This window comes from Tolypothrix tenuis PCC 7101 (assembly GCF_963874875.1).
GTDB classification, from domain to species: domain Bacteria; phylum Cyanobacteriota; class Cyanobacteriia; order Cyanobacteriales; family Nostocaceae; genus Aulosira; species Aulosira tenue.
Genome location: NZ_CAWNJS010000001.1, coordinates 3614331 through 3639821, shown reverse-complemented (window position 1 = coordinate 3639821; position 25491 = coordinate 3614331). Strand labels below are relative to the sequence as shown.

Annotated in this window: 22 protein-coding genes; 18 read left to right on the top strand and 4 right to left on the bottom strand. The window is 40.0% G+C overall.

What is annotated here, in order from left to right; all coding sequences use genetic code 11:
* The first annotated feature begins 15 nt into the window (after nucleotides 1-15).
* The 7 genes from AACU25_RS14855 (at nucleotide 16) to AACU25_RS14830 (ending at nucleotide 6521) form a co-directional block, all read left to right on the top strand.
* Entirely contained in the window at nucleotides 16-267 is a 252-nt protein-coding gene (locus tag AACU25_RS14855) for a type II toxin-antitoxin system MqsA family antitoxin (RefSeq protein WP_096576837.1), read from the top strand.
* A 23-nt stretch (nucleotides 268-290) separates the two neighbouring features.
* Nucleotides 291-392 (top strand): element excision factor XisI family protein, encoded by a 102-nt coding sequence (locus AACU25_RS36935; protein ID WP_321206747.1) that lies wholly within the window; start codon nucleotides 291-293, stop codon nucleotides 390-392.
* Between the two features lie 370 nt (nucleotides 393-762).
* Nucleotides 763-2751, top strand: a complete 1989-nt coding sequence (locus AACU25_RS14850) for a potassium channel family protein (RefSeq protein ID WP_096576833.1) — start codon at nucleotides 763-765, stop codon at nucleotides 2749-2751.
* Nucleotides 2752-2927: 176 nt separating this feature from the next.
* Entirely contained in the window at nucleotides 2928-3566 is a 639-nt protein-coding gene (locus AACU25_RS14845) for a beta-carboxysome protein CcmP (RefSeq protein WP_096583772.1), read from the top strand.
* Nucleotides 3567-3576: 10 nt separating this feature from the next.
* Nucleotides 3577-4362 carry a pentapeptide repeat-containing protein gene (locus AACU25_RS14840; RefSeq protein ID WP_096576831.1) on the top strand — a complete coding sequence of 262 codons (786 nt, stop codon included), beginning with the start codon at nucleotides 3577-3579 and terminating at the stop codon, nucleotides 4360-4362.
* Nucleotides 4363-4615: 253 nt separating this feature from the next.
* Complete coding sequence (locus tag AACU25_RS14835) at nucleotides 4616-5230, top strand: hypothetical protein (RefSeq protein WP_096576829.1); 615 nt, start codon at nucleotides 4616-4618, stop codon at nucleotides 5228-5230.
* A gap of 484 nt (nucleotides 5231-5714) precedes the next feature.
* On the top strand, nucleotides 5715-6521 hold the full coding sequence (locus tag AACU25_RS14830; RefSeq protein ID WP_096576827.1) for a hypothetical protein: 807 nt from the start codon (nucleotides 5715-5717) through the stop codon (nucleotides 6519-6521).
* Between the two features lie 138 nt (nucleotides 6522-6659).
* On the opposite strand, the gene gifA is transcribed toward AACU25_RS14830, so the two are convergent.
* Nucleotides 6660-6860, bottom strand: a complete 201-nt coding sequence (gifA, locus tag AACU25_RS14825; protein WP_045870666.1) for a glutamine synthetase inactivation factor IF7A — start codon at nucleotides 6858-6860, stop codon at nucleotides 6660-6662.
* Between the two features lie 518 nt (nucleotides 6861-7378).
* Here gifA and AACU25_RS14820 point away from each other — a divergent pair.
* Nucleotides 7379-8257 carry a ferritin-like domain-containing protein gene (locus tag AACU25_RS14820; RefSeq protein ID WP_096576825.1) on the top strand — a complete coding sequence of 293 codons (879 nt, stop codon included), beginning with the start codon at nucleotides 7379-7381 and terminating at the stop codon, nucleotides 8255-8257.
* 88 nt (nucleotides 8258-8345) lie between these two features.
* On the opposite strand, the gene AACU25_RS14815 is transcribed toward AACU25_RS14820, so the two are convergent.
* A complete protein-coding gene (locus tag AACU25_RS14815) occupies nucleotides 8346-9173 on the bottom strand; it encodes an ABC transporter permease (protein WP_096576823.1) in 828 nt (275 codons plus the stop codon).
* Between the two features lie 201 nt (nucleotides 9174-9374).
* Here AACU25_RS14815 and AACU25_RS14810 point away from each other — a divergent pair, with 201 nt between their 5' ends.
* From AACU25_RS14810 to AACU25_RS14800, 3 genes are all read left to right on the top strand, one after another.
* A complete protein-coding gene (locus AACU25_RS14810; RefSeq protein WP_096576821.1) occupies nucleotides 9375-10868 on the top strand; it encodes an FAD-dependent oxidoreductase in 1494 nt (497 codons plus the stop codon).
* Between the two features lie 168 nt (nucleotides 10869-11036).
* Nucleotides 11037-11573, top strand: coding sequence for a DUF3172 domain-containing protein (locus AACU25_RS14805; protein WP_096576819.1), 537 nt, complete (start codon nucleotides 11037-11039; stop codon nucleotides 11571-11573).
* A 465-nt stretch (nucleotides 11574-12038) separates the two neighbouring features.
* The gene (locus AACU25_RS14800; protein WP_096576817.1) at nucleotides 12039-12362 is read left to right on the top strand and encodes a hypothetical protein; all 324 of its coding nucleotides are present in this window, start codon (nucleotides 12039-12041) and stop codon (nucleotides 12360-12362) included.
* A 233-nt stretch (nucleotides 12363-12595) separates the two neighbouring features.
* On the opposite strand, the gene AACU25_RS14795 is transcribed toward AACU25_RS14800, so the two are convergent.
* On the bottom strand, nucleotides 12596-14227 hold the full coding sequence (locus AACU25_RS14795) for a cyclic peptide export ABC transporter (protein ID WP_096576815.1): 1632 nt from the start codon (nucleotides 14225-14227) through the stop codon (nucleotides 12596-12598).
* Between the two features lie 337 nt (nucleotides 14228-14564).
* Between AACU25_RS14795 and AACU25_RS14790 the strand changes: the two genes are divergently transcribed.
* Both AACU25_RS14790 and AACU25_RS14785 read left to right on the top strand, forming a co-directional pair.
* A complete protein-coding gene (locus AACU25_RS14790; protein ID WP_339382028.1) occupies nucleotides 14565-16151 on the top strand; it encodes a glycoside hydrolase family 10-like protein in 1587 nt (528 codons plus the stop codon).
* 92 nt (nucleotides 16152-16243) lie between these two features.
* On the top strand, nucleotides 16244-17749 hold the full coding sequence (locus AACU25_RS14785) for a bifunctional metallophosphatase/5'-nucleotidase (RefSeq protein WP_096576813.1): 1506 nt from the start codon (nucleotides 16244-16246) through the stop codon (nucleotides 17747-17749).
* A gap of 243 nt (nucleotides 17750-17992) precedes the next feature.
* On the opposite strand, the gene AACU25_RS14780 is transcribed toward AACU25_RS14785, so the two are convergent.
* Nucleotides 17993-19822 (bottom strand): bifunctional serine/threonine-protein kinase/formylglycine-generating enzyme family protein, encoded by a 1830-nt coding sequence (locus AACU25_RS14780; protein ID WP_096576811.1) that lies wholly within the window; start codon nucleotides 19820-19822, stop codon nucleotides 17993-17995.
* A 185-nt stretch (nucleotides 19823-20007) separates the two neighbouring features.
* Here AACU25_RS14780 and AACU25_RS14775 point away from each other — a divergent pair, with 185 nt between their 5' ends.
* From AACU25_RS14775 to AACU25_RS14755, 5 genes are all read left to right on the top strand, one after another.
* Nucleotides 20008-20391, top strand: coding sequence for an Mpo1-like protein (locus AACU25_RS14775; protein ID WP_096576809.1), 384 nt, complete (start codon nucleotides 20008-20010; stop codon nucleotides 20389-20391).
* A 19-nt stretch (nucleotides 20392-20410) separates the two neighbouring features.
* Nucleotides 20411-21433 (top strand): aromatic ring-hydroxylating oxygenase subunit alpha, encoded by a 1023-nt coding sequence (locus AACU25_RS14770; RefSeq protein ID WP_096576807.1) that lies wholly within the window; start codon nucleotides 20411-20413, stop codon nucleotides 21431-21433.
* Nucleotides 21434-21710: 277 nt separating this feature from the next.
* The gene (locus AACU25_RS14765) at nucleotides 21711-22451 is read left to right on the top strand and encodes a hypothetical protein (RefSeq protein WP_096576805.1); all 741 of its coding nucleotides are present in this window, start codon (nucleotides 21711-21713) and stop codon (nucleotides 22449-22451) included.
* 25 nt (nucleotides 22452-22476) lie between these two features.
* Nucleotides 22477-24177 carry a SulP family inorganic anion transporter gene (locus tag AACU25_RS14760; protein WP_321206748.1) on the top strand — a complete coding sequence of 567 codons (1701 nt, stop codon included), beginning with the start codon at nucleotides 22477-22479 and terminating at the stop codon, nucleotides 24175-24177.
* A 263-nt stretch (nucleotides 24178-24440) separates the two neighbouring features.
* Entirely contained in the window at nucleotides 24441-25490 is a 1050-nt protein-coding gene (locus tag AACU25_RS14755) for an aromatic ring-hydroxylating dioxygenase subunit alpha (RefSeq protein WP_096576803.1), read from the top strand.
* Nucleotide 25491 lies beyond the last annotated feature (1 nt).

The following is a 25491-nucleotide window of genomic DNA, read 5'->3' as shown; positions in this document are numbered from 1 at the left end:
ACGAGAAAATATTATATGAAATGTGACTTTTGTGGCAACGAAGGAGTAAATATTCGTAAAGTATCTAGGACTTATGGTAAAGGTAAGGATTTACTAGTAATTGAAAATATTCCTGTTATCAGTTGTCCTGAATGTGGTGAGAGTTACCTTACAGCAGAAACCTTGCATGAAATTGAAAGAATTAAAAGTAATAGAAAAAATTTAGCTGTTGCACGTTTTGTAGAAGTGGCTAATTTCGGTGAAGAAAATCCACCTTTAGCGGTATAATTGCTGATGCTATCTTACTCCAAGTGATATTTAACTTTAAAATTGCATGTGTACCTAAAGAAGATATTGTATTAGCTTTCCATCCAGAAGAATTACGACAATATACAGGTTTTGCTATATCTTAAATTGGCTTTTAAAAGATATAGCGACATATATTATTGGGTGAATAATTACGAATTAAGAAACACAGAACGATTTACGTCTCAGCCGATTTATTTTAAGATTGCAGCCAACTTTAACTAGGTGTTGTTAGCTATATCCAAATACAGTTCAGTGAAGAAAATTGATTGATAACAAAACCAAAAAACTAGTTACTCAACAAAAAAACAGAACAATAATTTTGGAGGGGGTTTGGGGGACGCAACCGTCACCCAATCGGGGGTTTGGGGGATTCTCCCCCAATGCTGCTGGCTTTTTTAATAAGTGACAAATCAATCGCTAATGAGCTTAAATGAAGCGTATTGAGCTATATCCTAGAATTAAACAACATTAATTATGGGACAAAATGCCACGATAAATGCCAACTTCTTTTTAGTTTGTGGGCTAGGAAACTTAGGGCAATATTGCGTATCTGTCCTGAAAGAGTTTGGCGCAAAAGTAAATGCTATTGAAATTACCACTAATCAACGCTGGGAAATTCCCGACTTACCGGATTTAGTAGATGATTTCATCATTGGTGATTGTCGCCAACCAAAGATATTAGAGCAAGCAGGAATTAAAAATTGTCGAGCCATTCTGATTGTAACTAGTAATGAGCGTGTGAATATAGCTGCCGCCTTTGCCGCGCGATCGCTTAATCCTCAAATTCGCTTAGTTATTCGTTCCGCACAGGAAAATCTCAATGAGTTACTCAGTCACAACCTGGGTAATTTTGTCGCCTTTGAAGCTACGCAATTACCAGCTAAAAGCTTTGCCCTTGCAGCCTTAAGCAGTGAAACCAGAAGCTTTTTCACCTTAGAAAATCATTTGCTGAGAGTATTTAGAACACAGATAGATGCTTCCCATCCTTGGGCTAAACATTCCCTATTATCAGAAATTAATACAGCCCATCGCCGGATTTTAGCTCATGCTAAAGCTGGAAATCTTCTACCTCAAGCATTTCACAAATGGGAACCAAATACTCAAGTATTGCCAGGCGATACGGTTGCTTATATTGAAGTCAACGATCCCCTAGCAACTCGCTCAATACAACCTGCTAGCAGTCGCCAGCAATTTTTGCCTACCATAATGACTGCGATGAAGTGGCAAAATATCCACAATGCGCTGCTTCAGTTTTGGGAGGAAAGTAGCCAAATCCGCCGTGTAGTATTAGTTGGCGGGATGTTTATGGTGAGTCTATTTTTATGTGGAACTTTACTCTATAAATTGCAATATCCCCAACTCAGTTTCCAAGATGCGTTAAATGTCTCTTTAGTTTTGAGTATTGGCGGCTACGATAATTTATTTGGACAGCTACAATTACCCTTTAAAATTCCTTGGTGGTTGCATTTATTTAGCATCAGCCAAACTGTAGCGGGTACAGTGTTTGTCGGTATTCTCTACGCTGTCATGACAGAACGAGTATTAGCTGCTAAATTTCAATTTTCCCAGCGTCGTCTCCCAATTCCCAAAGCAGATCATGTAGTATTAATTGGTTTAGGGAGAGTTGGTCAACGTGTAGCCCAGCTATTACAAGAACTTAAGCAACCGTTAGTAGGTGTGACTGCTAATGAAATTGACCCTGGTACATTATCTACCTTGCCGTTAATTCAGGGCAATATCAAAAATGCCCTCAGTAAAGTTAATTTGAATACAGCCAAAAGCGTGCTTGTTGTTACTGATGATGAGGTAGCAAACTTAGAAATTGCATTAATGACCCATGCTAGCAATCCTACGGCTAATTTAGTAATTCGCACTTTAGACCCCGGTTTTAGCGAGAATGTCGCGAAATTACTACCTTATGCTAGAGTTTTAGGTGTTTATGCCCTGGCTGCTGAAGCATTTGTGGCGGCGGCGTTTGGTGAAAATGTTCTGAATTTGTTTCGCCTCAACAACCAAACTACATTAGTTACAGAATATCAAATTGAAACTAATGATACCCTCAATGGCAAATTGCTAGGGGAAATTGCTTACGGTTATGGCATAGTACCGATTCTCCACGTCAAAGCTACCCAGCAAATCCCGAAGTTTATGCCCTCCGATGATATCAGATTGGCGGTAGGCGATCGCCTAATTGTTTTAGCAACTATTGCAGGATTACAGCGAGTGGAACGAGGAAGTTTAGCACCTCCCCAATTACTAGTCCGCGTAGAATCAGCCTTTTCCCCAGAAGCCGCCTTTGAAGGTGCAGCAGTCATGGCGCGAGTTTCCGGTTGCGATATGCAAACAGCCAGAACCCTGATGAAGCAACTACCAGCAACGTTACAATATCCCCTCTACAAACACCAAGCACACCGTTTAGTCAGCGAATTGGGTAAATCTCAGGTACTGGCGCATATAGTTTAATCTGTCGTGGAGGTTGTCAAGTGTCAAGTGTCAACAGTCCAAAATTGTTTGGCTCTTGTACAGACGCGATTAATCGCGTCTCTGCAACCTTTGACTCTTGACTACCATCCCACATTAATATCACACTCATATATTGCAACAGATTACATTTACCCCCATGATTGGAGCGCAATACCTTGGGAATAGAACTACGCAGTTTCGTATTTCTCGACAACCTGCAACCTCAACACGCAGCATATATGGGAACAGTAGCTCAAGGTTTCTTACCATTACCTGGGGATACATCGCTGTGGGTGGAAATTTCTCCGGGGATTGAAATTAACAAAATTACCGATATCGCCTTGAAGTCTGCTTCTGTGCGTCCGGGAGTACAGGTAGTTGAAAGACTTTATGGCCTTTTAGAAGTTCATTCTAGCTCGCAAGGAGAAACGCGATCGGCAGGTCAAGCGATTTTGGCAGCGTTAGGTGTAAGAAGAGAAGAATGTCTGAAACCACGGGTGGTTTCTAGCCAAATTATCCGCAATATTGATGCATACCAAACCCAACTAATTAATCGTACCCGCCGGGGACAACTTTTATTAGCTGGTCAAACTCTTTATGTTTTAGAAGTTGAACCGGCTGCTTACGCGGCGCTGGCGGCGAATGAAGCCGAAAAAGCTGCGTCGATTAATATTCTAGAAGTGCAAGCTGTTGGTAGCTTTGGCAGATTATACTTAGGCGGACAAGAAAGAGATATTCTTGCAGGTGCAGCTGGTGCATTAGCTGCAATTGAAAACGTTACAGGTCGGACAAATCCCCAGGGTCGTCAGGAGTAAAGGAGCAACAATGGCGAATCGAGAGCATTTGGCTTTACTGAAAGCTGGTGCAGTTATTTGGCTGGAATGGCGAAATCAAAATGAGCAAATTGAACCAGACCTCAGTAGTGCAAACCTCTCTGGTGATAACCTCAGGGGTGCAAACCTTGCAGGGGTAAATTTGGCTAGAGCCGATTTAAGTAATGCTTTACTGGTGCGCGCCAACCTCAGTGGTGCTGAGTTGAGTAGTGCTAACCTAGAAAATGCCAAGTTAGTTGAAGCTAACTTGAGTGCAGCTAACTGCAGCGTTGCTCACTTCAGTGGTGCTAACCTGACACAAGCAGAACTCAGCAATGCAAATTTGATTGGTTGCGATTTAAGTAAAGCTAATCTGCGCGGTGCTGCGATCGCAAATGCTAATCTTATTGGGGCTGATTTAACTAATGCTAATTTAAAAGATGCCGATTTAGCTTCAGCCAAGCTTATTCGCGCTAACTTGTGTTTTGCTAACCTCATTGAAGCTAACTTAATTGCAGCTGATCTCAGCGAAGCCAACCTCCACGAAGCTGAATTAATTGGCGCTTACCTTTACAAAGCTAATCTTAGCAAAGCTAATCTTAGCAAAGCTCACTTGGGTAGTGCATATATGTTTCAGGCTAATTTGAGCGAAGCTGATTTACAAGGAGCAAATTTAGCAGCTGCTAACCTCAAAGGTGCTAACCTCGCCGGAGCTAATCTTAGAGGAGCTAATTTAAGAGGTGCTAAACTCAAAGGCGCTAACCTCAACGGTGCCAATATTCAAGAAGCAATTCTCTGAATTATGAATTTTCCATCAAGAATTAGAAATTAAAGAATATCCATCAGAAAAATATTCACCCGCAATTGTATATAGAGAGTGTAGATTCAGATATCTATCTCAATAGTTCGGTTGTAGGGAAAAAGGAAAGGCGAAAAGGTGAGGGGGGAAACAAACACCTTTAGTCCTTTTCCTTTCACCTTCACAACTAACTAAACTGATATCTGTCTTAGCAATAATCTTTTGATGTTCCCGGCTCCAATCATTACTATATATGTCACTCTCCAAAACTATTGTTGGGTTTAATAGCCTTTGTTTACTATTGATTATTGCTTTAAGTATTTATAATAAAGTATTTGATGTATCAGTCGGAGGGTTATTCCTACCACCTCCCGCCCCAGAATATCCCGGCGCAGGATTGTTAACACATAGTTTTCAAATCTTATGTTGTATCCCACCCGTAGTTTGTGCGTTTAGTTTTAGCTTACTCAATCAAATTAAACCTAATAATAAAAATAATAAGTTTATTCTTTATTCTGCTATTCTAACTGCTGGGTTTCTAATTAACGAAATCTATCGCATTCATATAATTATTGGCTCATTTGGTATTCCTAAGCTAGTAACGATATGTATATATGCGATTTTTGCCATCTTCTACGGACTAGCTTTTAGAAAAGAAATAAAGTCAACACCATACATTATACTGGCGGCTGGTATAGTTTTATTATTTATCGCTATTACAGTTGATTCACTACATTTAAGCGGTAATGGTACTCCTAGCTTATTAGAAGGTACTCCTAAATTGTTAAGCGGACTTAACGTTACACTTTATTTTTGGTTTGTCTGTTATCGAGAATTACTACGCTCTTTCCAGGTTGCTAAAAATTGAGTTCACCTTGTTCTATTTCTCCATGAACCGCAGCATATTAACAATAGCAGGAGAAATTTAGGAATCTAATTTTATTTATAAAAAAATCTCAGGAAAGCGCCAAAGATTTTCGCGCTGATGCCGTACTCTCGCTGCTAAGGCATCCTACTAAATTTTTATAACAATAGGGCACACTTTTAACGAATTAAACGTCAACATACAAACCGATATTATGAGCTATAATGCTCAATTTTGTTGGTGGTTGGTAGTAGCGTGTCTAGACTAAAATAGTGCATTGTCCAAACTATTGTGGGATGGGCATCTTGCCCGTCCTGGGTGGACAAGATGTCCACCCCACAAGAAAATTATATTGCCACATTTTAGTCTTGTCAGTCCAGTAGGGTGCGATAGCGTAACGCACCTCTGGTAACTATAGAAATTAATGGAATTGCTTTGATTTGTGTTTGGGATTGATATTTACCTGTATTGAGGAGGAAATATTGTGATGCCTAACAGAAATTTGCTACCTAAATTATTAGTAATTACTGAAAAAATCTACCCCGACATAGCTACTTCAGGTATTACTAAGTTTATTCATAAAGCAAAAAATACTCATAAGCTTTCAGTAGTGAAATTTTGCCTATTATTAGCAGCAGCATCAACACTAGTAAGTATTCCGGTTGTGGTAATTTCTCCCGAAACAGCATTCAGTAGAGAAACTTTCCAAATCGCTGCTTGGCAAGATGTATTTAATCTTAATACCTTATTCCAGCGTCAACGGCGACGTTCAGCCGCACGTGGAACTAACAATTTTTGTCCCATCTCTCCTGGGTTACCAAATGAAACTACCCAAATTTGGAGCGATCGCCCTTTATTTGTTTGGCAAGGTCAAATCCAAAATATCATAGTCCGCGCCTCTGGTAGCGATACAGATGATTTGTGGAATCAACCGATTGTGGAGAATCAGCAGAGTACAACTTACGCAGGCGCACAACTACAACCCGGTCAAACCTATGAGTGGATCGTGTATCGTGGTGACAATCCCTTTCCTTCTGTATCATTTCAAGTGATGGAGACGCAACAACGCGATCGCATCACCACAGAATTACAAACTCTAGAACAGCAACTCCAAACCAAAGGCGCGACAAAAGAAGCGATCGCCTTAGCAAAAGCCCAGTATTTTGCTAATCTTCAGTTATGGTCAGATGCTTTGCAACAAGCCTACTCCGTAGCCGAACCATCTCCACAATTGCAACAGATTCGCCAAGACATCGCTCAGAACTTGTGTAAAACAAATAAAAATAATTCGTAATTCGGAAATCATAGCCATGCAAAACCCCCTGGTAACAAGGGGGTATTTCAGTTGTGTCTACAACTTGTGACACCTGATTTTGCATTCATTGGCTATTTAGTTCTCACGCAACAACAATCAGACAAGAACCCTGACAGCCTAACTCATACCTGCATGGCTGCTACCATAAATTGCGCGAGCATCTTGGTCAACCTTACCTTGAATGGGGTTCCAGTAGTGAGACATTTCTTCAGGAAGACCGAGTTCTTGTGCGCTACGCATTAGCATAGATTGTTGGCGCTTCTTGACTTCTTGGTATTGACGCGCCATGATTGCACGAGATTTTTCTTGAATAGACATAACTAAGGCCTCCCTAGGTTTTTTGTATAAATAATAGATGGATGTTCGTTCTTTATTTAATATACCAAATAATTCTGTAACCAAAGTTACAAAATTGATATTTTTCATAAAAGTTAACAATGTTCTGGCTGTTTATGAGAACCCAAACCAACAGCCAACATTCCCCAGATGCTTGAAACACCGCGGAGATAGAGGTTTGTCGTGAGATTGCTAGAATTTCCCAATCCACACCTATCTCTTGATTGATGATTTATTCGTTACACTTATTTATGTTTGAACAGTTGTACTATCAGAAATTTGAGAAATGTAATTGGGCATTGGTGATTTATCACTAGTAGTACGCCAAGGCAACTTGGCGGGGGAAAGGTTTTTGTCCCTTACCCTTTTCCCTTTAACCTTTAACCTTTCCCCAACCTCCACCTAACATTTTTGGGTTGGCAGACTACTAGGGAATGGGCAATAGCCAAGCAGATTTTTGACATCTGAAAGTTTAATTTTTGAATTCGGAGCGAAGCAACGTGACCGTTATTTACCCACGGAAATTTCAGAACGCAATCAGTGCGCGGGATGTGCTTAAAAGAGTAGTAAGCGATCGCGAATTGCATTTCATCACCCTCAACCGCTACCGTTATAGTGAGCAGCGCAGTTGTAAAGACTTGACTGAGCTAATAGAACATCTCAATGGACAGCCAAAGCAACTCATTAAGGATTTGTCGCACCACATCTCTGATGAAGCGCGTCATGCAATGTGGCTAACCGACTTGTTAGTCGATTTGGGAGCAGATATTGGCAAACCACCAGGTTCTTCCTACATTGATGAATTTGAGCGCTTACTCGACTCAGAAAATCAAGACCCAGTGGGCAACTTAGAAGATTTTGTCATTTCTACCCTAGCCACAATTAACATTACCGAGAAGCGAGGCTGTGAGTATTTCTCGGCTCATATCTACGCCTTAAAACAAGCACCACAAACTGAAGAAAACATTAAAATTCGTGAAACCATCGAAAAAATCTTGCCAGAAGAAGCTGGACACGTGCGTTGGGGTAATCGCTGGTTAGCGCAAATAGCTGATAAAAGTCCAGAACATCGGCAAAAAGTCGAGCTAGCCAAGCGCAAGTATGCTGCAATTGAGCAAGCTGCCTTTGAATCTGGTATGGATATTACTCTCGGTGCAGAGCTGCGGCGAGTTGCTACCTTAGTGGAAATAGCCAATCAGATGCCAGTCTGGCAACGTCCCCAGTACCTCATGGAACGCTTACCGCAAACTTTGCTAGCACCTGAGTTGCAAATGGTAAGAATTCAAGTAGCCCAAAAAGCTTGGCAGCGCGATCCCCAAACTTTTATGGAGAAATTTGTGCCCATGTTCCTCAATGGGATTCAGAAGAAGAGGGATTAGGGATTGGGGATTGGGGACTGGGGAAAGGGAAACGGGAAACGGGAAATGGGAAATTATTACCCATGCCCAATGCCCAATGCCCCATGCCCTAATCTTGTAAATGAGCAAATTTATAGCCACCCCAAATAGTAAGTGCGATCGCAATTACTGATAATATTGGCAGGCTGTACCAGGGAAATTGGGATAAGGGTAAATGGGTGATTGCCCGTAGTCCAATGCTGGTATAGGTTAGGGGTAATAGGTAAACTAAAACTTTGAGGGCAACTGGTAAAGTACTAGGGTCAAAGAAGGTGGCTCCTAAGAACGACATAGGGATAATTATAAAGTTGTTGTAGAAGCCTACCGATTCGAGCGATCGCACAGTTAACCCGACAATTACCCCTAACCCTGCAAACACGGTACAGTTGAGTACCAGTAATAACAGAAAAAGTGGATGCAAAAAGTTCCAGTTACCTGTTAACAGCAGCGCCACTAAAATTACAGAGCCAGAAGTCATCAATCCCCGTACAACTCCTGCCAGCATTTTGCCGATGTGCAATGCTATGGGCTGTATGGGGACTAACAAGAATTCTTCAAAGGTTTTAGTGAATAACCTCTCGCCACAAATTGAAAATGTGGTGCCACCAAAGCTGATGGTCATTGATGATAAGGCCACCATCCCCGGCAGAATAAATTCTAGGTAGTTATTATAGTTACCACCAATTCCTGACCCTGGACGAATTGAACTCCCTAAGCCTAAGCCAAAGGCTAAAATATATATTAGTGGAGATATTAAGCCTGATGCGGCAATTTGCACTATTCTTATACGTAAATCTAGCCAATCTCCCCAAAAAATTGTCAGGCTATCAGCCAAGAGAATTTGTAATTGCGAGATTTTAAAGCCTGTGCCCCTGATTAGCGGTCTAGAAGATGTCACTTTTTATAGTTATATATTCAACTTGTTTTAACTATTACTTTATATTTCTTCATGTATAGTTAGCAAGCTCATCAACTTGTCCCTCTGCTCCCTATGTAGCCATATTTTGGAGAATTTGTATTACTGGGGTCGATTAATATAGCCTTGAATTTTCTCGCTGAATGCTATGTTACTTGATAGCTTAGTATCGACTATTTGTGTATGAATACTCCACAAAGCCAATCTACAGCATATTCCGCAGATACATTTATCAATAAAATCTACGATGTTGTCATAGTTGGTGCTGGGCCTGTAGGTTTAGCCACTGCCATTGGTTTACGCAAATGTGGTATTGCAAATATTCTGGTCATAGACCAAGCTCGAGCTTTTCGTCAGGTTGGCCAAGTTGTGGATCTTCTACCTAATGGTTTAAAAGCTTTGAAATATTTAGAGCCTAACGCCTACGAAGCAGTCAAAACAGCGAGCTTGACTTTCGTTAATTCTCCGCAGCCTGATAAAGAGCAAACTGCCGAAGCTTCTGAAAAAAATCCTCCTAAGCCTTCTCAAGAATGGGTTTCTAAAAACTTCCAGGGAAAAAAAGTTAGGTCAATTTCTTTGAGTTTTGATGTTTGGTTTCAAAATTATGGTGAGGGTCGAGTTTCAATTTCTTGGTATGATTTGCAGAGTACCTTAAGAAAACTGCTTCCCGAAGACCAAGTTAAACCAAATCATCGTTGCATCAATGTTGTGGATGAACCAGAATTGGGATGCGTTCGCCTCGATTGTCTTTCTGATGCCAGCGTAGAAGCTAACCCCTATGCACATTGGGCAGATGGACAAAAAAATAACGATTTATTAGCCCAAAATTTAGACAGCGTCTATCAAAACTCAGTCACAAAATCATTCCGAGCTAAAATAGCTGTTGCCGCAGATGGTATCAACTCTACAGTTCGTAGGCTACTTTATGTAGATAGCGCTTACCAAAGTTTTGCCAAACCAGAATATTCTGGGTTTGCTGCCATCTATTGTAGAGAAATACCCGACATACCACAAGAACTGCGATCGCATCTTGAAGAGAAATTTTTTGCAGGCTCACCAATTTTAACAGTAGCTAATTACGACTTAGCCAGTCAGCATTCTTTTAGTGAATGTCCGAGAATGATGTTAATTAACAGACAAAGCATTCTCTATTTATTACATCTGCCTGTACCCTTAAACTCATTGCAAGGTAAGTCTGGTAAGGAGTTGATTAACTTAGCTTTGCAAGAGTTAGAAAAAGCAGGTTATCCCGATGAACTTAAACAATTAGTGCAGCTATCTCCTCCAGAAAATATGTTGCAACGTCCGTATTACATTCATCGTGCCACTGGTGCTGAGAATATTTTCCCAGCCTGGAGTGCCGGAAGAATTATTTTAGTTGGTGATGCAGCACATGGTATGCCTCCTTTTATGGCTCAAGGAGCTAACCAAGGTCTTGAAGATGCTATGGCAGTTACAACATTAATTAATCATATTGCCAAAGAAAATGATTGGAATAACAAACAAGCTATAGCCACAGCTTTCGAGAAATATGAGCGTCTTCGTCGCCCGTTTATGGAGTATATTCAAGCAGCCACATTAACGCTATTCCCTTACTCATCAGAGCAACAGTGGCAAGAATATAATCAAAAAGTATATACCCGTAACTTTGACCAAATAATTACAGAATTACGTTAGTTTCCTGATCCACCTTGTCCCCCCTGCTTTCTCACACCCTTGACACCCTATATTTGTAAAAAGTCTAGAAACTAGGAGGCAATTCCGCGCAATAATCGTCATACTTAAATAGGGAGAGCATTGTAAAAAACTCCCTGCTATCTGAGGCGTGAAGGTAAACCAGCGACAATGAGACGTACACCCACTAGACCAGGTAATAGTTCTAAATCTTCTCCATTACAATCTTCCCTCTTTAACTTCACCACCATAGCAATTTTGGGGGGAGTGTTTGTCTTGGGGATTGGGATTGGCATTGCTTTTAGCTCAACAACTACTTTGTCCCCATCTAACGTGGCTTCTCGTGAATTTATTGATACTAAAGCACCGAACCCTGAAATTTGTGTGCAATACGGAGCCAGCGCTATGGTGATGGACGCTAGACTTTTCGTAACTCTTAACCCGTTTAATGTTTATGTTGCTCAACCAAGTATGCGCCCTGGATGCGTTCTGCGCCAAAATAACTGGGCACTTTTAGAGCAGCGCAAGTTAGTAACATCTGACCAAGTAAGAGAATGTAAAAATCGCCTAAATACTTTTGGCTTTACAGGTAACTTAGATACTGACAAGCCTGATATTAGATGCATATACCAAAATGAATCCGCGCAAAACTTCTTTATGTCTCAACCAGGAGCAGTTGCGCCGGCTCAAGAAACGGATAGATTCTAAAATTTTACTGAAGAAGCAGGGGGAAAGAAAGCTGTTTTAATTTGGTGGAATTGGATAATTGCTACCAATTTGAAAAAGAATACAACAGATATAGGGACACAACATTGTTGTGTCCTTATATGTTTATATTATTAGAAATTGGATATTTTTTGGATTTTCCACCACCTTTTACTCCCCCCAACTCCTTGAGATAGTAGTTTACTAGCACTTGTGTGTACACCGTAGCCCTTTCCATGGGGGGATTAAGGGGGGTAACAGTGCAATTAAAATCACAGGGAAAAACTTTTCAAACAACCTCTAAGAGAAAATTATTTTGTGATAATTTCCTGAATATTGTGATGTTGAATTCGTTGATGAATTAACCCATTAGCAGGAGGTTATCACCAGTAAATCATTTTATTTTAGTAGTAGTCAGACCAATACAACATGGTTTGAACTAGCATTTATGGTAGAGAGGTATAAATCATGTTGAACCTGATATTTACCCGCTTTTTCAAAGTAACAGCATTGGGGTTTTCCACAGCTTTTTTATTAGCAGGTCAAAATGCTATTAATGCTCAACAAATTCCCAGTTTAACGCCACAACAAGCGCAACATTTATCTCGTGACTTAGTACCATCAAGTTCCGAGCAATTTTTTAGACAAGGGCAATATTTGATGGAGAGAGAAATTCAAAATCTCCAAACCAGACAACTTGAACAGAAGGAACCTGTACTCAAGATAAACTCACTACCGCACATAAAAAAAGACAATGTACCTAGCAAAAACCCTAATACATTACCCAATTGATAATTAGGATTCTTGCGAGTAAAATTGCCCATAACCTTTAGTATTTATATAGTGGAGTAGCACTTACTCAAGTAAACGTTGTTGCCCAGAACCCCGACTTTTTGAAACAGTCGGGGTTCTAAATCTCGCTAAAGTACGTGATATTCATTTGTAGGGTGCGTTAGCCTTTGGCTAACGCACCTGTGTATTTCATCAATCAAATACTATTTATATAACAAAATGCCAGCAAGTAATTATTTGCCATATTCATGGTCATACTCAATTTTACCGTAGTCTAACTTGATGACCCGATCCGCTAAATGGAAATAGCGATCGTCGTGGCTAATTGCAATCACCGTTTTACCTTTAGCTCGCAATTCTGCTAATAGCTGAGTGTAAAATATTTCTTTGAATAATGGGTCTTGGTCTGCTGCCCATTCATCAAATAGATAAATTGGTCTATCTTCTAATAAAGCTGTGAGTAAAGCTAACCTTTTACGCTGTCCTTGAGACAGAGAAGTGGTAGAAAGTTTGCCATTTTCTACTTTTACTTTATGGTCAAGTTGCAGTTGCTGCAAGTATTTTGTAGCTTGAATATCTAAATCAGGATTTTCTATGCCTAAAAGTTCATCAAATAAATAGAAATCAGAAAACACTACAGAAAAATGCTGGCGGTACCATTCTCTATTTTGTTCGTTAATTGGCTCGCCATCTAATAAAATCTCTCCTTTTTCGGGGATGTAGAGTCCAGTAATTAGCTTTGCTAGAGTCGATTTACCGCTACCATTACCTCCTACAATAAATACCAATTCTTGCGGAGACAATTTTAAATCAATAGGGCCAAGAATAAAGCTACTATCTTCTTGATCGGTGTAATATGTATGGCTAATTCCCTTCAGTTGTAGAGTCTGCCAAGTAGATTTAAACTTGGGGGGTACTGTTGTCGATACTTCCGCACGACTCGCTAAAGATAAACCGAGAGATTCTATCTTTTGCAAAGCGACATTAGCTTTGCTGATTTGCGGTAGATTGTTGATAATATTGTCCATTGGCAACATCAAATAAGTAAAGGTCAAGATGAAGCCAGAGAGAGTTTGTGGACTAATAGTTAGTAATTTAGGTAATGCAAACAGTAAAAAACCGATCGCAAAAAAGAATAGCAGCTTTCCCCAGCTTGTAGTGGTAGCAAATAGGGTAAGCCCTTGGACATTGTGATTGCGGAAGTTATCGGCTGTTGTTTGGAGGTTTTTGGTTAAAAATATTTGCCGGCGTTGATAATTAAGTTTAAGTTCCTTAACTCCTCCCGTAATGGTGCCTAAATGCTTAAATAAAACATCTTGATCCTCACGTGCTAACGCCAGCAATTTCTCGCCCTTATTCAACAACCATTGACAACTGCCTACACCTACCAGCATCAAAACAATAACAGAGAACAGTACAACCCAAGATAGCCAAGTAATATACACCAGGCAACCCAAAACCATTGAGATATCAATGCAGAGGAAAGGAATGATATACACCGCATTCGCTACAGCTTGTACATCCTCTGTGAGAGTTGCTAATAGTCGAGGATTACCTAAATGTTCTAAATGGCTTAACTCCGAACCCAGTATTTGACGGCTTAAACCCATCCGTAATTGCAAGATGGCATTTTGTGAGAGGCGAACTAACATCACCTGAGAAATGATACTGGTAACTAATGCAACTATGGCTAAACCAACAAAGCCCCAAGCTATAACTGTGAGGGGTGACGAGGTACCGGGATTAGCAGCAGAACTAATGAGGGCAATTAATCCCGCACTACTACCACCACTCAGGAATCCAGTAACGATCGCGATCGCAACAAGTCCCCATGAAGAACGTAAAAGAAAATAAATCAGATTCATGAAATATAATTACCGATTGCTGGCTAGCGCTCTCCAGGGGTAAGAAAGAAATGGATATTGTTAACCCTTTATTATTCCATTCTATAAACAGAATTTATCAGTTTTTCAGGCACAGCAATAGTTTCAGGGAACAAGATCTGCCTGCTACTTGTCAAACGAATGGTTCATAAAATAAGGTCGTCATGGGGAATGGGGGACTGGGGATTGGGGATTGGGGACTGGGTAATGGAAATTTCTCACCTGCTTCCTCTGCTTCCTCTGCTTCCTCTGCTTCCTCTGCACCCCTGCTTCCTCATCTACCTCATCCTCCCGACTTGCTTCTCCTCACCAACTCCCAATGATCAAAATGTTTCGCTTGTTATTCCGTAAAAAACTACGTTACTGCTATTTAATAGCAATTTTTATTACTACATTACTACTGACAGTTACACCCGCAGTCTATTCCGCAGAAACCTTTCCCCCAATACAATCTCAGGCTCTCCCTCCTCAACCAACACGAGAGTTTCGGGGTGCATGGATTGCGACTGTCGCTAATATTGATTGGCCTTCCAGACCAGGATTAACATCATCACAGCAGCAAGCAGAACTAATTGCTATGCTCGATCGCGCTGCGTCTTTAAAATTGAATGCAGTGATTTTGCAGGTGCGCCCGGCTGCTGATGCTTTGTATGCTTCTGCTTATGAACCTTGGTCGGAATTTTTGACCGGAGAAATGGGTAAAGCACCATTCCCAAATTACGACCCCCTAGCTTTTGCAGTTGATGAAGCACACAAGCGCGGCATAGAATTACACGCTTGGTTTAATCCCTACCGCGCCCGTCACGGTCAATCAAAATCAGCAGTAGCGGCTAACCATGTTAGTAAAGCGCATCCCGAGTGGGTGAAGAAGTATGGTAGATATCTTTGGCTAGATCCCGGTGAACCAGAAGTTCAAGACTATACTGTCAATGTGGTGATGGATGTCGTCAAGCGCTACGACATAGACGGAGTCCATCTTGACGATTATTTTTATCCTTATCCAGAACAGAATGCTAGAGGTACAATAGATTTTCCCGACGCATCCAGTTGGCAGAAATACCAGAAAACTGGAGGGAAACTCAGCCGTGATGACTGGAGACGGGAAAACATCAATACATTAGTGCAGCATCTCTATCAAGCAATTAAACAGGAAAAACCCTGGGTCAAGTTTGGTATTAGTCCTTTCGGTATTTGGCGGCCAGGCTATCCTGCTCAGACCAAGAGTCTTAATGGCGGTGGGTCTTTCGATGCTTACAACCAGTTATATGCTGATTCCCGTCAATGGCTAATTAATGGCTGGTTAGATTACTTTTCGCCGCAGTTATATTGGAGAATTGACAAAGTTCAACAAAGTTATCCGGTTTTGCTCAATTGGTGGATTCAGCAGAACCAACAAGGAAGACATATCTGGCCGGGTAATTATACCAGTCGGGTAGGCGATCGCAGTTCTGCTGCTTGGCCAGCCAATGAAATTATCTCTCAAATTAAGTCAACGCGTAATTCTGCAGGCTCAACAGGCAACATTCACTATAGTATGAAGCCGATTATGCAAAACCGCGATCGCATCTCCAATCTACTGGAAAAAGAAGCTTACTCCACTCCTGCGCTGATTCCTGCTTCTCCTTGGTTAGACAAGACGCAACCTGCTCAACCGATACTCAACGTTGAGCGAGATACAACTACAGGTAAAATCAATAAACTTACTTGGCAATCTCCAGCACCAGAAAAAGCTTGGTTGTGGGTAATGCAAACCAAAACTGGCAATCAGTGGAATACAACCATCCTTCCCGGAGCGCAAACTTCTTACTTATTCAATAGTGTTAACTCCCCAGCTAAGATTGATAGCGTCGCCATTTCCGCAGTCAATCGCTACGGTACCCAGGGACAAACAGCTATTGGGAGTTAGGGATTGGGGATTCTTGTACAGACGCGATTCATCGCGTCTCCCCAACTCATGTAAAATCAATTCCGTAGATTCAAAGTGATTACCAGCCAAATATGAAACTAATCCCGAAGGGATGCAGCATTGTTTTACAGCTATTGGCGACGGTAGCTTTAGCTACTCCAGCATCTGCGGAAATTGTAGATATTAACCTGCTGCAACTAAATGACATCTATGAAATCACACCAGTAGAAGGGGGAACTCGTGGCGGGTTGGCGCGTGTGGCGACACTACGTCAACAACTTTACAAAGCCAACCCTCGTACATACACGGTGTTGGCAGGAGATGCATTTAGCCCTTCGGCTTTAGGAACAGCCAAAATTAATGGTGTACCCCTAGCCGGTCAGCAAATGGTAGCGGTGATGAATGCTGTTGGCTTTGACTATGCGACTTTTGGTAATCATGAATTTGATTTACCAGAAAACCTGTTCTATCAAAGATTGCAAGAATCTCGCTTTCGCTGGGTATCGAGTAATGTATCAGATAGCAAAGGACAGCCTTTCAAAAGTGTACCTCGTTCCATCGTCTTGAATGTGAAAGGCGATCGCGGTGCTGTAGTCAGGGTAGGTTTAATTGGTCTTACCCTCAATAGTAATCCGGCTAAGTACGTTAGTTATACAGATCCCATTGCCACAGCTAAACAGCAAGTGAAGGAACTGAAAGGAAAAGCGGATATTATAGTTGCCATTACCCATTTGCCTTATAGCAGCGATATCCAATTAGCGGAAGCTGTACCAGAAATTGATATCATTCTAGGTGGTCATGAGCATGAAAATATCCAGGCATGGCGGGGTCGAGATTTGACACCGATTTTTAAAGCTGATGCTAATGCTCGTACAGTTTATATTCATCAATTGACTTACGATACTGTTAAAAAAAGTCTGGCAGTTAACTCCCGGCTAGTACCAATTACCGAAAAAATTGCCGACGAACCAAAAACAGCAAAGGTAGTTAGAGAATGGCTAGAAAAAGGTTATCAAGCATTCCGCGCCAACGGTTTTAATCCAGATCAACAAATCGCGAAACTGCCATTTGCTTTAGATGGTTTAGAATCTAGCGTTCGCAATAAATCCACTCAGTTAACAGATTTAATTGCGGCGGCGATGTTGAAAGAATTACCTGATGCCGATTTAGCCGTATTTAATGGTGGTTCAATTCGGATTGATGATGTGATTCCACCAGGCCCAATTACTCAATATGATGTGATTCGCATACTACCTTTCGGCGGTAAAGTTGTGGCGATAGAGATAAATGGTGCGCTGTTAAAAAGGGTATTGGATCAAGGACAACTTAATAAAGGTACTGGTGGCTATTTGCAAACAGCCAAAGTTACTCAAGAAACCAATTCAGGAAGTTGGTTAATTAATGGTCAACCACTTGACGTTAAAAGAACTTATAAAGTTGCTACTACTGAGTTTTTAATCAGTGGTAAAGAGATAGGATTAGATTTCTTAAATTTGCAACAGCCAGGTATGAAGTTAATTGCAGAAAAGCGGGATATTCGTTTTGTTGTAATTGACCAGATGAAGAGTCAAGTATCTTATAAACATATAGTAAAATGACTTGATTAATTAAGTAAATTGACGAGAAAATTTCAATGTATATAAACAAATTTAAATTTAAAGTAGGGTGTGTTATGCCGTAGGCTAACGCACCTGGAGTCGTTGATATTGTCTCGGTGCGTTGCGCTGCGCGACAACACACCCTACATTTACTACTACTAATTGAAACACCAATTTATTAAAATTGTAACTCAGAAATTTTCAATTTTTAATCCTATGAAAATAATATTAAAGATGAATTGCTTACTTGCTAAATACGACACGAAAACTAATGTATAGATTACGATTATCTACTCCAGCACAAATGCGATTCGCACTGCGACAATAACTAGGCACATTGTACCAAGAACCACCACGCAGTAGTCGATAAATACCATCTCCAGCAGTTAACCAAGCACTACCATTCATAGGCGCGCCTTGGTAATTTTCATGATAATAATCTTCACACCATTCCCAAGCATTACCGTGCATATCATATAAACCGAAAGCATTAGGTAGAAAACTACCTACTGGTGTTGTTTGCTTACGATAGTTACTTTGTAGCTCAGAAGCATATACATAATTTCCGTCATAGTTGACTAAATTACTAGTAATGGTTTCGCCAAAATAAAAAGGTGTAGTAGTTCCAGCACGACAAGCATATTCCCATTCTGCTTCACTGGGTAGTCGATAGGTACGTCCTGTCTTATGGCTTAATTTTTCACAAAATTCTATTGCTTCATTCCAAATAACCTTTTCTACTGGTCGTGTATCACCTTTAAATTTAGATGGATTACTACCCATTATTGCCTTATATTGGGCTTGGGTAACTTCATATTTACCTATGAAAAAGCCAGAAACTTTAACTGGATGCTGCGGTTTTTCACGTTCATGTCCTTCTTTTAGTGATGAACCCATCATAAATTTACCGCCAGGAATAGATACCATTTCTAGAGTTATACCGCTCCCTAATTCCTCTTCAAAGAATTGTGCACTACTACGGTTACGGCTAATTTCTTTACCTCTTGTATCTACTGTTATTACATCAAATTCAAATGTTTTTAGAGGTAAAGTATTACTTACTTGGCTACTTTGAAAAAGTGAAGATTTAAATTTTGGGATTACTTTAATCACTTTAGGACTCTGAGGAGATAAAGACGGCGCAACTTTAGCCTTGTTAAAATTCAAATCTTGTAAAACTTCTGCTGCCGATTGATATCTTTCCCTAGCCACGTGTTTGAGTAACTTGTCGATAATTTGTCCTAACTCATCACTTATCGTTATATCTTTTTCCTGCAATCTTTCCCGCCATAACCATTGAGCATTATAAGGATCATAAAGGCGATCGCAGAGGTTACCATTTGCATCTTGTGTAGCCAAGGATTGAGTTAACAAACGCGCACAAGTTGCACCTAAGGCATATAAATCACTGGCTGGAGAAGCAAATCCTGCCATTTGCTCACTTGGCGCATAACCGATAGTATAAATTCCTGTAGCTTGTCTGGCTAAACTCGTTTGGGTGACTTGTTTTGCACCACCAAAGTCAATTAACACGAGTTTGCCATCTTTTTGACGACGCATGATATTTTCTGGTTTAATATCTCGATGAATGACGTTGCGATCGTGGATAAATTGCAGAACTGGTAATAAATCAACTAAAAGTTGCTGAATTTGTTCTTCGCTAAAGGCTTGTTGGTGTAGTTCTGCCAATAAAGTCTGTCCTTGAACAAATTCTTGTACTAAATATAAGCTTGAGCCTTGTTCAAAATAAGCCAATAACCTAGGAATTTGAGGATGATTTTCTCCCAATTCAAACAGACGTTTTGCTTCTTGTTTAAATAATTCTGCTGCTTTAGTTAATGCGGCGGTTCCCGATACTTGAGGAAAGAATTGTTTGATCACACAAGCATCATCAAATCTACCTGTGTCTTCTGCGGCGTAAGTCTTGCCAAACCCGCCTTCACCTAATAGTTTTAAGACGCGGTAGCGGTTTCCCAGTAGCTTACCAAAGTTGCTGTGTCCGCAACTCATGCAAAACTTGTTACTATCAGGGTTAAAGGGATTTGAGCAATGAAGATTTTGACAGATTTGCATAATTTGGGATTATTAAGGTTTTCTGCTTTATAATTCCCAAAGTTCAGGCAGAAAATTGTCGATTTTTTTGAACGCAAATAAAATTAATTTCAAAATGCTATAGAATCCTCAAGCCTCTAGATTTATCTATGGAGTCAATCCAAAATCCAAAATTGTTTGACCTTGTCGCAATATAGGAAGCCAAGTTGAGAAATCGAATTAATAATCAAATTCAGGATCATCCTTTTACTGATTATTGGGATGTTTTTGTTCTCAAACATCAGCATCCTATTAATATAGCTTTCCATATTGTAGGTATATTCTTTTTCTACGGATTACTGTTTTCTGCTTGGAAGCTGCAAAACTTATGGTTACTCTTAGGCTTACCATTAACTCAGCTAATTGGGTTAACTGGACATTTCTTATTTGAGCGTAGCCATATAGATTTACAAGATGCTGTGTTTTCTTGGCGAGCTTCTTACTGTTTAGGTAAAATGCTATTTAGGGTAATCATGGGTAAATATCAAGATGATATTCGCCAAAAACAAGAAATATTGAATAATTATCAGTATTCTAAAGATGAAGTATGAAGTAAAAATATAAATAATTATGCAAATATTTAATAATTGGAATATAGTTGCTAAGGGTTGGTATATTGCCTGCACTAGTAAAGAATTAGCCCAAAAACAAGCCAAATCTGTAGAAATTTGTGGTCAAAGAATTACCATATTTCGTGGTGAAGATGGAATAGTAAGAGCTTTAGATGCTTACTGTCCACATTTGGGTACAGATTTAGGAATTGGAAAGGTTGATGGTAATTGGATTCGCTGTGCTTTCCATCATTGGGCATTTGATGAAACAGGAATTTGTCAAAATATTCCCTGTCAATCAGCGATTCCGAATCAAGCGAAAGTAGAGGCTTATGCAACAGAAGAAAAGTATGGTTTTATCTGGGTTTATCCTGATGCTGTAGCTCCAGAAGGTGTGGCTGATTTTGATGAATTGAAAGGTAAAGAAATTGTTGCACAACCTGATACTGCATTTGAAAGAAGTTGCCATCACCATATTTGTATGATGAATGGGATTGATGCTCAACATTTAAAAACAATTCATCATTTAGATATCAAAATGAATTTGTCGCTACATCGCAGCGAATTAGGTACACAAATTGACTTTACAATGCGGGGGCAATTTCCTCAAACAACCTGGAGAGAAAAGTTAGGACAAAGATTTCTAGGTTCTACCTATGAATATTCGATGCGCTATGCTAATGGTTGCATTGGTTTATTAACAATGATGAAAAATGTGCGGCTGTTTCCGCCATTGCACATGATATATGCTTACACTCCAATTGCACCAGGAAGAACGCGCATTCAACCTATTTATGTAACTGCAAAACGTAAAGGAATTGTGGGATATCTGCTGAGTAAATTTTTGCTATTTTGTACTCGCTTGGCTTACTATATGCTCAGAGATGAAGACGGCAAGATTTACGAGAATATTCGCTTTAATCCTAAATTGCTCTTGAGTATCGATCAGCCATTGGCTCAATATATGGAGTATGTAAACCAACTAAAACCTTCTCGATGGTCAAAATCTGAGGTAAGTTCAAAAGTTAAGATTCAAAATTAAGCTAATAAATTTAAATCGTAGGGTGTGTTATGCCATAGGATAACGCACCATCTTTTATGGTGTTCTATAAAAGGCTTTAATAATGTTTTTAGTGACAAATTATATCGAAGATATACATTTAACACATATTACTTATACTTCTGATTTTAATTCATAATTCATAATCTACTCAATAACCATTTGAAAATCTGTCACATTAGTATGTAACTTTAGCGACCGACTCGTTAAAGTGTTAATTGATAACTTGTATCTAATTATTTTTAAGTAATTACCGATAATGAAGAGTTCGCTGGTTCCTGTTCAAAATTTGCACCCAAGCGATCGCATTGCTATGTATGCGCTGCTAGATAATCATTTTAAAGGTGTAACCTGGGATAACTTTCAGGCTGATTTAGAGCGCAAAAACTGGGTGTTGTTGTTGCGGGACGACATCACCCACACCCTGAAAGGCTTTTCAACTCTCATGTTGAGCCAGACTACTTTTGCAGGAGAGCGAATTAGTGTAATTTATTCCGGCGATACGATTGTTGATCCTAGTGCTTGGTCGAGTACAACGCTACCGCGTTCTTGGATTAATGCTGTGAATTTTCTGCGCCAACACTATGTAGAAAATAAGTTATACTGGCTGCTAATTTGTTCTGGCTTTCGTACTTACCGCTTTCTCCCAACTTTTTGGCAAGAGTTTTACCCCCGCCACAATACCATTACACCTACCCATATCACCAACCTGATAGCGAGTTTGGGACAGCAATATTATGGTGATTCCTATCAACAAGCCAGTGGTATTGTTCGCTTCCAAAATCCGCAGATTCTGCGCGAGAATTTAATTGAAATTCCTACAGGAAGACAGAATAACCCCCATATCCAGTTTTTTGAACAAAAAAACCCAGATTATCGCCAAGGGGATGAATTGGTGTGTTTAACTGAAATCAGTTATGACAATCTTACACGTGCTGGACAAAGAATGTGGCATTCAGAATCGCTGTTAGAATTTGTGCAAGATTCGGTTCTGATTTAAAACCTATGCGTCTATCAACTAGTGTATGAAAGTTAAAAGTGAAGAGATAGTAATAGCTAAGACTGTAGAAGCACCGCAGTTTTTTGGTGTCAATCGCTTGTTTACTAACCTGCGGGGCGATTTGGCGGGAGGACTGACGGCTGCTGTGGTAGCCTTACCTTTAGCATTAGCTTTTGCGGTGGCTAGTGGCGTAGAACCAAAGGCGGGACTGTACACTGCTATTGTGGCAGGAATTGTCGCAGCAATTTTTGGCGGTTCACCAGTACAAATTACAGGCCCTACAGGTGCAATGGCTGTAATTTTGGTGGGAATTGTCGCCAAGTACGGACTAGAGAAAGTTTGGATTGCTGGGGTAATGGCTGGAATCATCCAGATTGCTTTAGGAGTCGCTAAACTTGGACAATTAGTTAAATTTATTCCCTATCCGGTAACGGCTGGTTTTACTAATGGGATTGCCGTTATTATTTTTTGTGGTCAATTAAATAATTTCTTTGGCTTACAACTACCGCGTCAAGAACATTTTTTGCCGGGACTTTGGCAAACTCTAACTCATGTAGAAGCGTTAAATTGGGCAGCAGTTTTATTAGCAATCCTGGTAATTGCAACTAATATTCTATGGCCCAAGATTAATACTACAATACCCGGTTCGTTGATGGGGTTGGTGTTAGCAACTGCGATCGCATCTTATTTGCATCTCGATGTTCCCACTATTGGAGCCATCCCGCAAGCTTTACCAATGCTACAAGGTATTCCTCACTGGAATGATTTTGGCTTAATTCGGGAACTGATTAATCCAGCTTTGGCTTTAGCAGCACTGGGTAGTATTGAATCCTTGCTGTCAGCAGTCGTGGCTGATGGGATGACTGTGAGCGAAAAACACAACAGCGATCGCGAATTAATTGGTCAAGGTTTAGCCAATATCATTATTCCATTTTTCGGTGGCATTCCCGCCACAGGTGCGATCGCGCGGACTGCGGTTAATGTCCGTTCTGGTGGTAAAACCCGGTTATCTGGCGTAATTCACGGCGTTGCTTTAGCGCTGATTGTGTTAACTTTAGCACCCCTCGCAGCACAGATTCCTTTAGCAGCCTTGGCAGGGATTTTGATGGTAGTTAGTCTGCGGATGATTGAATGGGAAGCTATTGGCTTACTACTACGTGCTACCTACTCCGACTTTGCGGTGATGATTCTCACCTGGCTAGTCACAATATTATTTGATTTGGTTCTGGCTGTAGAAGTGGGATTAATTGCAGCTGGCGCATTATTTATCAAGCGCATGAGCGATTTAAGCTTGGCGAAAATCCCAGAAACCGAAGTATTTCCTCCCGGGATTCCTTTAGAATTAAGCAAAGAAATTGCGGTTTATCGTGTAGATGGCCCTGTATTTTTTGGTGCTGCGGAAAGGTTTGTTACTTTCCTGAGAGAGCAACCAGAAGTGAAGTATTTAATTTTGAGGTTGCGGTTTGTACCGAATATGGACACAACAGGCTTGGTGGCTTTAGAGGATATTTATCATGATTTGGAAAGGCATAATTGTCGTTTAATTCTCACAGGTTTACAGCCACAGGTTCAACAGTTATTAGAACGTTCGGGATTGTTACAAACAATTGGATTATCTAATTGCTTTGAAACAACAACAGATGCTATTTACTCTATTACTCCTCAACATTCTCAACCTGTAGCGGCTAATTTAAAATCTCCAGAGTTGTTGGAATTAAATGATTGAAATTAACTGCTGATCAACACCAAATCATTGAGTGTAGATAGTTCAATCGTAGGGTGCGTTAGGCTTCGCCGTAACGCACCACCAATAAATTAATTTAAATTATATAGAAATCCGATTTTATTTATGAAAAAATCTCTGCTTTGGCATTGATGCGTTACGCTATCGCTAACGCATCCTACCTGAGATTTAAAAATCAAACATGAGTCATATATATTTCCTATTTTAAAATAATTAGATATTTGTAATAAAAGACTATAAAATATATGCATTCTACTAGCACAACCTCTATTTTTAATAATCCAAAACTATTTGTTGAGGGATGGTATTGGGCATTACCATCCAAAAAATTAAAGATTGGCAAAGTAAAAGCTGTAAAATTATTAGGTAGAAATCTCGCAATTTATCGCGGAGCTAGCGGACAAGTAATAGCAGTAGATGCTTATTGTCCACACATGGGCGCACATTTAGCAGAAGGTAAAGTAGAAGGTGAAGGAATTCGCTGCTTTTTTCATAACTGGAAATATGATGAGCGCGGAATTTGTGTAGAGGTTCCTTCATTGGGAAAACCCTTACCTGTATGTATTAAAACTTGGTCAACGGCAGAAAAATATGGCATGATTTGGGTTTGGGTAGGAGAAGATAAGCCAAGTAAATTACCTTTTGTACCGGAACTAGAAAACGTAGAATTTGACTATATATTAGGGACTCGGTTTGTCAAAAATTGCCATCCCAATGTGTTATTAATTAATGCAATTGATGCTCACCATTTCAATACAGTACATAATTTACCTTTAGAAATTGTCTTTGATTCCCAAAACCTCAACTCTAATGCTATTACCTTCAGCAACATTACAAGAGGAGGCGATGATTCCTGGTTAATTCGCCTGATTCGTCCTCTATATCGCAATGAAGTTACATATAGTATGTGCTATTGGTATGGCAACACTGGAACTGTAACGCTAGGCCCAGATTTTTTACACTTCTATATCATCTTTGCGTTGCGAATGTTAGAAGATGGCAAAACAGAAGGGCAAACAATTTTAGTAACTCGCAAACGCAATGGGTTTTTAGGATGGAGTGTAAATCGTGTATTACTGTGGTTAACGCAACAGGTTGGTAATTACTTTGCTAAAGGCGATACTCAAGTCTTTCAAACAATTCAATTTGATTTAAAAATACCTATTAAAGCAGATCAATCTATTCTGCAATTTATTCAGCACGTTAATCAGCAAAAAGCTTTAACCTGGAAAACTTGGGAAACTGTTGATTCTCCTATTTCATCTGCATCTTTATTTGAACATGAACAACATTGAT